Raw genomic sequence first — 8,063 nt, 5'->3', positions numbered from 1 at the left:
GCCCCACCGGAGCCCACCCCAACAGGGGCCCAAGCCTTCTCGCAGTTCGGGCTGTGTTTTCAGTACGGCTGGTTCGCCGAGCGCAGTCGAAACGCGGCACGACACGTCCTGCGGCACCGCCATAGGACATCGACGGATCTCGAGTACCTCAGAAGCCAGCTGGACGCGGCACCAGCTCACTTGATTGCAAATCTGTTGGCGGTTATCGACGGGGATGTGAGCAAGCTCGGTTCGGAAGAAGGGGCGGTGGGTGGTTTTGTGCTGGATCGGTTCGGCGTCCTGCGCATCATGGCGACCGTCCAGTTGCGGAACGCCCGGGGCGATCTCGAATGGTGGCGGAATCTGTTGCTACTGAAGAGCATTGACGCCCAGGCGCTCGCAGATGGCGAATACTTCCTCGAAGATCGAGCTGGGCACGGTGAACGGTTCGGTTGCCGAGATCTGCGGCAGGTGGGCGGCGATATCGTCGGCGGTGGGGTCGCTGTCCGGATCCGCCAGCCAGCCTTCGCCCAGGCCGACGAACACGCGCGCGAACCGGCCTGCGCAGGCGGAGTAATTGTGGTGGGTCAGATCGCAGTCCCGGCTCGCGAGGAACACGACCATGGGTACGACCAGCTCCGGTTTGATGACCTTCAGAAATCCCAAGGCCTCCAGCGCTTTCGGATCTCCGACGGTTTCGGTGACCATGCGCGAGAACCCGAACGGGAGGAGGGTATTGGACTTGATGCCGTGCTGTGCTCCCTCGATCGAGATGACATTGGACAGCCCGACGAGACCGGCCTTGGCGGCCGCGTAGTGCGACTCCATCGGTTGTCCGAACATCCCACCAGAGGACGAGATGAACACGAACCGACCGTATTTCTGTTCCTTCATCACGCGATAGGCCGCGTGACTCAGATAGAAGCCACCGTCGAGGTGGACATCGAGCATGCGGCGCCAGTCGGCGACCGTCATATCCTCGAACGCGATGCTGTTGAAGATGCCCGCGTTGCTCACCACGGCATCGAGGCGACCGAAGGTCTCGACCGCCTTCTCGACGATCGCCGCCCCACCCTCGAGGCTGTCCACCGATTCGTGCGAAGCAACGGCCCGCCCGCCGACCTCCTCGATCTCCGCGACGACCCGGTCGGCCACGCTCGCGTCCGCGCCCGCGCCGTGCATGCTGCCGCCGAGATCGTTGACGACAACGGACGCACCGCGTTCGGCTAGCTCCAAGGCATAGAGTCGGCCGAGTCCGCGACCGGCTCCGGTCACGATGACAACCTGGTCGGTGAAGTCGATCATCCGTATCCGCCTGTTCATGGTCGCGTCAGCCACACATTAGTTCTGAACGAATATTTGGTGAACGGGCAAAGAGACAAAACGCCAGCCCTACCGGCCTTAGTCGGGCGATACGAGGATCGGTGAAGACCGGGCTCCCGCTACGGGGGAGTCGGTCAACGCGACTGGTGCGAGATGCGGCGGCCCGCCGCTCATCTATTGCACGACAAGGCGATTCGTGCCGCCGCGACGAAGCCGAGATATCGGACGACGAAATGGGGTAGCTCGTGGGTGATGGAATAGTAGTCAATTCCTGTGGATTTCAGGTGAATCAGGTTCTCGCAGCCAGTGGTCGAGGGCTGCGAAATCCTCGTCGCGGAGCCCTCGGAACGACTCGACGTGCCGGAGGAGCGCTCGGCCGGAATGATGCGTGGCGACCCAGTTGCGGTCGGCGTCGGTGATCTCGTCGTCGACCCAGGCGAACGGGCGTCCGTCGGCCCACTCCACCAGGGTGCGGGTCTTCCAGCGCAGCCCGAACCATCGTTCCTCGTGTTCCTGCTCGGCGGAGGGGTCTGGCCAGCTGACGACAGGCAGTCGTGGTAGCCCGAGCCGTGGCGCGATCTCGGTATGGCCTTGTCTTCCCATGTCGTGGTCCAGACCAGCTGGCACGGCAGCGCCGCCAGCCGGTGTCCGTCTCGGGGCTGAGTCGCGAGAAGCGCGAGTCCGACACGACATTCCGCAGTTCGCGGCTGCGGCTGCATGTCGAAGATCTTATGCCGCAGCGTATCCGGTGAATTCCTGCGCGGTCACCGTGACCATGCGGCCACCCATGGCCTTCACCGCCGAGCGAAAATTGGGCCTACCGCTGGGCGGTAACGGCATCGACCAAGCGCTCGAGCCGTCTCCAGCGTCGATCGCGTGCACGGTGATGCCGTCGGTCAGGATGAGGTGGCTTGCGTCGGTTATGCCGTCGAAGCGGGAGTAGCGGGAGGCATTCGAGAACGGCGTAGGCTGCTGCCAGATTTGGTGTCCGTCAGTGAGATCGAGCCCGGCAAGTTGTAACCCATCGGGCGATCCGACGATCACCGTGTCACCCACTACTCCTTCGATCGCGCACTGGCGTCCGGCGGAATCGTCGATGCCGATCTGCGCATTGGTCCAGAGGATTCGGCCTGTCGTTCGCTCGTAGGCACTTTCGCCGGTGAGGATCGGCGGCGGCGTCGCGGTCGCGGTCGGGTACCAGTCGAAGACGAAGCTGGGGTTGCTGACCTCGGTGATCGGGTGGCCATTGCGGTCGAGCAGCGTGACCCGGCCCGCGCTCCCGCTGCGGTCGATCACCTGCGAGGCGACAATGCCGCTGTCGAACGTATAGCCACCGGGGGCGGTGAACAGCAACTCGCCGGTACGAAGATCGTAGACGCGAACGCTACGGTCATGCCCGTCCATGAAGTAGTCCTGCGCGATCCGGGGCCTGACCGGGTCGCCGGGGATGGGCGTCGGATATGTCCGCCGCCAGGTGGCGTCGATAGCGGAAGCGGTCCCTCGTGTGACGACGGCGGTCATCCAGTCCGCGGTCCGGCCGGTTACCGAAACTGCGCCGTCGCGCACCGCCACGTCCATGACCTCGAAGTCCGTCGTATGGTCCGCGAGTACCGCGCCCGTGGCGGCTTCGATGATCAACACCCGATTCGTGCCGTGGCAGGCGATCTTTCCGTCGAATACCTGCTCACGGCAGCCGAGGAGTTCGCCGACATCGGTCGTCCAACGCACCTGGCCGGTGGCCGGATCGATGCCGTGCATCCGCACCGGTCCGACGGTCAGTCCAGCGTTTTCCCCCGGCCCAGGCCCGCCGGGCACCGCGGTTGCCGCAACGATCATCGTCCCGGTGTCCATCGGCGAGCCGTAGCCGTAATAACGATCCAGCGTCTGCGGCGCGGCCAGCAAAACCGCACCGGGCTCGTCGGACAGGTCGGCTGCGCGCAATGTCCACTGCGGCACCGGAGTGGAGTCGAGCCGGTGCGAAATCCGGAACCGGCCGCCAGTCGCGGATACCTCAGGCGGCTGCACAGGCGATCGGTTCACCCACACGACCGCAGTGGTACCCGCCACCACGGCCACGACCAGCACGGTGATCCAGATCCGCCACTGATCAGCGAGCCACCTTGCCGCGTTGTTCACCCAGGGGTCTCCTTCATGTATCTAACGGGTCCGATACGCAAGGTATCGGCTTGTCAAGGCTGAGAACTCGGACCGGACCGAGCCGACTGTGCCGGTTTATTCTGCCGCGCAGCGTGTTTCGGCGGAAACTACCTGCCGACCGGCCTTCCAGAGCCTTCGGTACGACCTACTGGCCGAATGGCACCAAGCTGGGAACTAGGCGTCCAGCTAGCTTCTGAGGTAATCGAGGTCCCTCGAGCGCAGCAATATGGCGGTGCCGTGGGGCGTGTCGTGCCGCGTTTCGACTGCGCTCGGCGAGGGAGCCGGACCTGATGGTGCGGCAACTTATCTGGACGGGGCACTAGTTTCTGAGGTGACCGAGATCCCTCGAGCGGAGTTATGCGGCGGCGCCGTGGGGCGTGTCGTGCCGCGTTTCGACTGCGCTCGGCGAGGGAGCCGGACCTGATGGCGCGGCAACCTGTCTGGACGGGGGACTGGCAGCAGCCGCAAGAACAGTTGCTGAGCGAACTCGTGGTGCCGGGCGGTTGGATGTCGAACGCGCTGGTCGACTCCGCGCACTCGCGGGAATGGGTGCTGAGGCCACTTCGCCCGGTCAGTAGGCTGTCACCTATGACGGTAGGGACGACGACCGGCCAGGATATCCGCGAAGCGGTGCACGATGCCGCGCGCAAGGCTCGGATTGCTTCGCGCGCGCTCGCGCAGCTGACCACAGCGCAGAAGAACGAGGCGCTGCATGCGGCGGCCGATGCGTTGCTCGCGGCGGCCGATACCGTGCTCGCCGCCAATGCCGAGGACATCGCGACCGCGCAGGCGGCGGGGACCGAGGAGTCCCTGCTGGACCGGCTGCGGCTGACGAAGGCGCGCATCGACGGCATCGCGTCCGGGCTGCGCCAGGTGGCCGGGCTGCCGGATCCGGTCGGTGTGGTCGTGCGCGGGTCGACGCTGCCGAACGGGCTGGAGATCCGTCAGGTCCGGGTGCCGCTCGGCGTGGTGGGCATGGTCTACGAGGCCCGCCCGAATGTCACCGTCGACGCATTCGGACTCGCGCTCAAATCCGGCAACGCGGCGCTGCTGCGCGGATCCTCCTCGGCCGCGTACTCCAATGCCGCACTTGTCACGGTGCTGCGGGAAGCTCTTGTCGCACTGGACATTCCGGCCGATGCGGTCCAGCTGCTGCCCAGCCACGATCGCTCCAGCGTGACCCATCTGATCCAGGCTCGCGGCCTAGTCGACGTGGTCATCCCGCGCGGTGGCGCGGGCCTGATCAATGCGGTGGTCCGCGACGCCCAGGTGCCCACCATCGAGACCGGTACCGGCAACTGCCACGTCTACGTGCACGAAGCCGCCGATCTGGAGATGGCCGAGCAGATCCTGATCAATGCCAAGACCCGCCGTCCCAGCGTGTGCAATGCCGCCGAGACGGTGCTCATCGATGACGCCATCGCCACCACCGCGGTGCCCCGGCTGATCGAGGCGCTGGAACGTCATGGCGTCACCGTGCACGGCGACCTGCCCGGACTGGTGCCCGCCAATGATCAGGACTGGGGCGAGGAGTACCTCACCCTCGATATCGCGCTCAAGGTCGTCAAGGATCTCGACGAGGCCGTCGAGCACATCAACACCTGGGGCACCGGCCACACCGAGGCCATCGTCACCGCTGAGCTGGCCGCGGCCCGCGAATTCACCAACCGCGTCGATGCCGCCGCTGTGATGGTGAACGCCTCCACCGCGTTCACCGACGGTGAGCAGTTCGGCTTCGGCGCGGAGATCGGCATCTCCACCCAGAAGCTGCACGCCCGCGGTCCGATGGCACTGCCGGAACTGACCTCGACCAAGTGGATCGTCTGGGGCGACGGCCAGATCCGGCCGGTCTAGATTTCGTTCGGTGTAAGAACCGCCGAGCGCTTGCTTCGGGGACTCCCGTAGCGTTAGGGGTGGGAATGAATGGAAGGACGCTACGTGGGTACCGAAAGCGCAGTGCAGGAGCCGATCTTCACCTCGGTCGACGATGTGATCGAACGGCTGGCCACGACCGGGTACCTGGCCGATAAGGCGACGGCGACCTCGGTATTCCTGGCCGATCGGCTCGGTAAGCCGCTGCTGATCGAGGGTCCGGCCGGTGTCGGCAAGACCGAACTGGCCAGGGCGGTCGCGCAGACCGCGGATGCGGAGCTGGTGCGCCTGCAGTGCTACGAGGGCGTCGACGAGGCCCGCGCGCTGTACGAGTGGAATCACGCCAAGCAGATTCTGCGGATCCAGGCGTCCAGCGAGAACGACTGGGAAGAGACCAAGGCCGACGTCTTCACCGAGGAATTCCTGCTCTCGCGCCCGCTGTTGACCGCGATCCGTCGCGCCGATCCGACCGTGCTGCTCATCGACGAAACCGATAAGGCCGATGTCGAGATCGAGGGTCTGCTGCTCGAGGTGCTCAGCGATTTCGCGGTCACCGTTCCCGAACTCGGCACGATTACCGCCAGCCGCAAGCCGTTCGTGGTGCTGACCTCCAACGCGACGCGCGAACTGTCCGAAGCGCTCAAGCGCCGCTGCCTCTATCTGCACCTGGACTTCCCGGACGAGGAACTCGAGCGCCGCATCCTGGCCAGCCGTGTTCCGGAGCTGTCCGCCTCGGTCGCCGCCCAGTTGGTTCGGATCGTACACGTGCTGCGCGGGATGCAGCTGAAGAAGCTGCCGAGCGTCGCGGAATCGATCGACTGGGGACGCACCCTGCTCGCGCTGGGTCTACAGGACCTCGACGAAACCACCGTGCGCGCCACCCTCGGCGTCGTGCTCAAGCACCAAGCCGACCACCAGCGCGCGCTGGCCGAGCTGAAGCTGGCCTGAGCCGTGGCGGCCGGATCGCAGCCCACACTCGAAGCGCCGCACGGGATTTCGGGACATCTCGTCGGTTTCGTCGAGGCACTGCGGGCGCGCGGCATCCCGGTCGGTCCGTCGGAGACAGTGGACGCGGGCCGTGTGGTGTCGGTGCTGGATCTGATGGACCGCGAGGTCGTGCGTGAGGGTCTGGCCTGCTCGCTACTGCGCCGCACCACCCATCGCAGTACTTTCGACGGCCTGTTCGACCTGTGGTTCCCGGCGGCTCTCGGCGCGCGCAGCAGCACTGCGGATGATCTCGAGGTTCCGCGCACGCCGTCCGGTGAGATCGATATTCCCGCGCTGCGCGGACTACTCGCGGACCTGCTGACCCGGGAGGATTCGACGCAGCAGCAGGAAATGATCGCCGCTCAGCTGGTCGAGCAGCTCGGTCAGTACGAATCTTCGCGCGGCCCCTCCTTCTCCGCGTACCGGACGCTGCGCGAGGTACAGCCGGAAACACTGTTGGCCAGGATTCTGGCGGGTATGGCCGCCGGACCGGATACCAGCGAATTCGACACCGAGATCGCCCGCCGGATCGGCCGACAGCGCATCGCCGGATTCCGCGCCATCGTGGAGGCGGAAACGCACCGGCGGGTGGCCGAGAATATCGGCAAGGAGCGCGTCGCGAGCTATGCCGTCGCTCGTCAAGTCGAGGATGTCGATTTCCTGCGTGCTTCCGAAACCGAGCTGGCGGAGCTGCGGCGCAGCACCCAGCGACTGGCCCGAATCCTGGCGTCCCGACTTGCCGTGCGGCGCAGGCATTCTCGTCGCGGTGAGATCGATCTGCGCAAGACGCTGCGTAAATCCATGTCGACCGGCGGCGTGCCCATCGACCTGGTGAATCGCAAACCGCGACCGGGTCGCCCCGAGTTGGTGCTGCTGTGCGATGTGTCCGGCTCGGTGGCCGGATTCAGCAACTTCACTCTCTTGCTGGTCAATTCGCTGCGCGAGCAGTTCTCCCGGGTGCGGATATTCGCCTTCGTGGACCGGACCGATGAGGTGACCCGGTTCTTCGATCCACACACTCAGCTGGACCAGTCCATGGCCCGCATTTTCACCGAGGGCAAGGTGGTCGGCCTGGACGGGCACTCCGACTACGGCCATGCGCTGTCGACCTTCGTCGAGCAGTGGCCCGATGCGGTGACCTCGCGCAGCTCGCTGCTGATTCTCGGCGATGCCCGCACGAATTACCGTGATCCGGATCTGAATACGCTGCGCGGGCTGGTGCGCACCGCCAAGCACGCGCATTGGCTCAATCCGGAGAAGGAAAGCAACTGGGGCACCGGCGATTCCGCCGCTGACAGGTATCGCGAAGTGATCGAGATGCACGAGTGCCGCTCGGCCAAGCAATTGACCGCGGTGGTGTCCCGGCTGCTACCGGTGTGACGCGATTGTGACCGAACTCATTATCGGTCTCCGTTAACACCATCAGCATTCGTTAAGGGAACTATTGGCGCTGCGCACCAGGATTCGATCCATGGTGAACAACGCGCCGGCCGGGTCTGGCCGCAGCGGTGGTGGGGATTATTCGTTCCAGGTCGATCTGCGCGGAATCGTCGATCTGCTCTCGCACCACTTGTATTCGAGTCCTCGGGTCTACATCCGTGAGCTACTGCAGAACGCCGTCGATGCCGTCACCGCGCGCAGGCAGCGCGATGCCTTGGCGCCCACCGCGATTCGGCTGATTGTCGACGAATCGGGGCTGCGGATAACCGATCACGGCATCGGTCTCACCGAGGCGGATGTGCACC

6 protein-coding genes and 1 pseudogene are annotated in these 8,063 nt (G+C 65.3%); 4 read left to right on the top strand and 3 right to left on the bottom strand.

What is annotated here, in order from left to right:
* Nucleotides 1-348: 348 nt before the first annotated feature.
* From NP3_RS39595 to NP3_RS39585, 3 genes are all read right to left on the bottom strand, one after another.
* On the bottom strand, nt 349-1,284 hold the full coding sequence (locus tag NP3_RS39595) for an SDR family NAD(P)-dependent oxidoreductase (RefSeq protein WP_063046841.1): 936 nt from the start codon (nt 1,282-1,284) through the stop codon (nt 349-351).
* A 282-nt stretch (nt 1,285-1,566) separates the two neighbouring features.
* The gene (locus tag NP3_RS39590) at nt 1,567-1,905 is read right to left on the bottom strand and encodes a hypothetical protein (protein ID WP_063046839.1); all 339 of its coding nucleotides are present in this window, start codon (nt 1,903-1,905) and stop codon (nt 1,567-1,569) included.
* A 126-nt stretch (nt 1,906-2,031) separates the two neighbouring features.
* Nucleotides 2,032-3,438, bottom strand: a complete 1,407-nt coding sequence (locus tag NP3_RS39585; RefSeq protein WP_063046838.1) for an outer membrane protein assembly factor BamB family protein — start codon at nt 3,436-3,438, stop codon at nt 2,032-2,034.
* A gap of 609 nt (nt 3,439-4,047) precedes the next feature.
* On the opposite strand from NP3_RS39585, the gene NP3_RS39580 reads away from it, so the two are divergent.
* From NP3_RS39580 to NP3_RS39565, 4 genes and pseudogenes are all read left to right on the top strand, one after another.
* On the top strand, nt 4,048-5,313 hold the full coding sequence (locus NP3_RS39580) for a glutamate-5-semialdehyde dehydrogenase (protein ID WP_063046840.1): 1,266 nt from the start codon (nt 4,048-4,050) through the stop codon (nt 5,311-5,313).
* 84 nt (nt 5,314-5,397) lie between these two features.
* On the top strand, nt 5,398-6,279 hold the full coding sequence (locus tag NP3_RS39575; protein WP_245721298.1) for an AAA family ATPase: 882 nt from the start codon (nt 5,398-5,400) through the stop codon (nt 6,277-6,279).
* A 3-nt stretch (nt 6,280-6,282) separates the two neighbouring features.
* Nucleotides 6,283-7,698: a vWA domain-containing protein gene (locus tag NP3_RS39570; protein WP_063046836.1), complete on the top strand. Its 1,416-nt coding sequence runs from the start codon at nt 6,283-6,285 to the stop codon at nt 7,696-7,698.
* A gap of 91 nt (nt 7,699-7,789) precedes the next feature.
* Nucleotides 7,790-8,063, top strand: a pseudogene (locus tag NP3_RS39565) (HSP90 family protein); the annotation flags it as partial.

The organism is Nocardia pseudovaccinii NBRC 100343 (assembly GCF_001613225.1).
Classification (GTDB): domain Bacteria; phylum Actinomycetota; class Actinomycetes; order Mycobacteriales; family Mycobacteriaceae; genus Nocardia; species Nocardia pseudovaccinii.
The sequence above is the reverse complement of the archived record's forward strand: the minus strand, read 5'-3'. Positions and strand labels throughout refer to the sequence as shown.

What these genes read in the sequence shown, in the direction of transcription:
- NP3_RS39595 (WP_063046841.1), bottom strand. Translation starts at nt 1,284, where the DNA reads ATGATCGACTTCACCGACCAGGTTGTCATCGTGACCGGAGCCGGTCGC.
- NP3_RS39590 (WP_063046839.1), bottom strand. Translation starts at nt 1,905, where the DNA reads ATGGGAAGACAAGGCCATACCGAGATCGCGCCACGGCTCGGGCTACCA.
- NP3_RS39580 (WP_063046840.1), top strand. Translation starts at nt 4,048, where the DNA reads ATGACGGTAGGGACGACGACCGGCCAGGATATCCGCGAAGCGGTGCAC.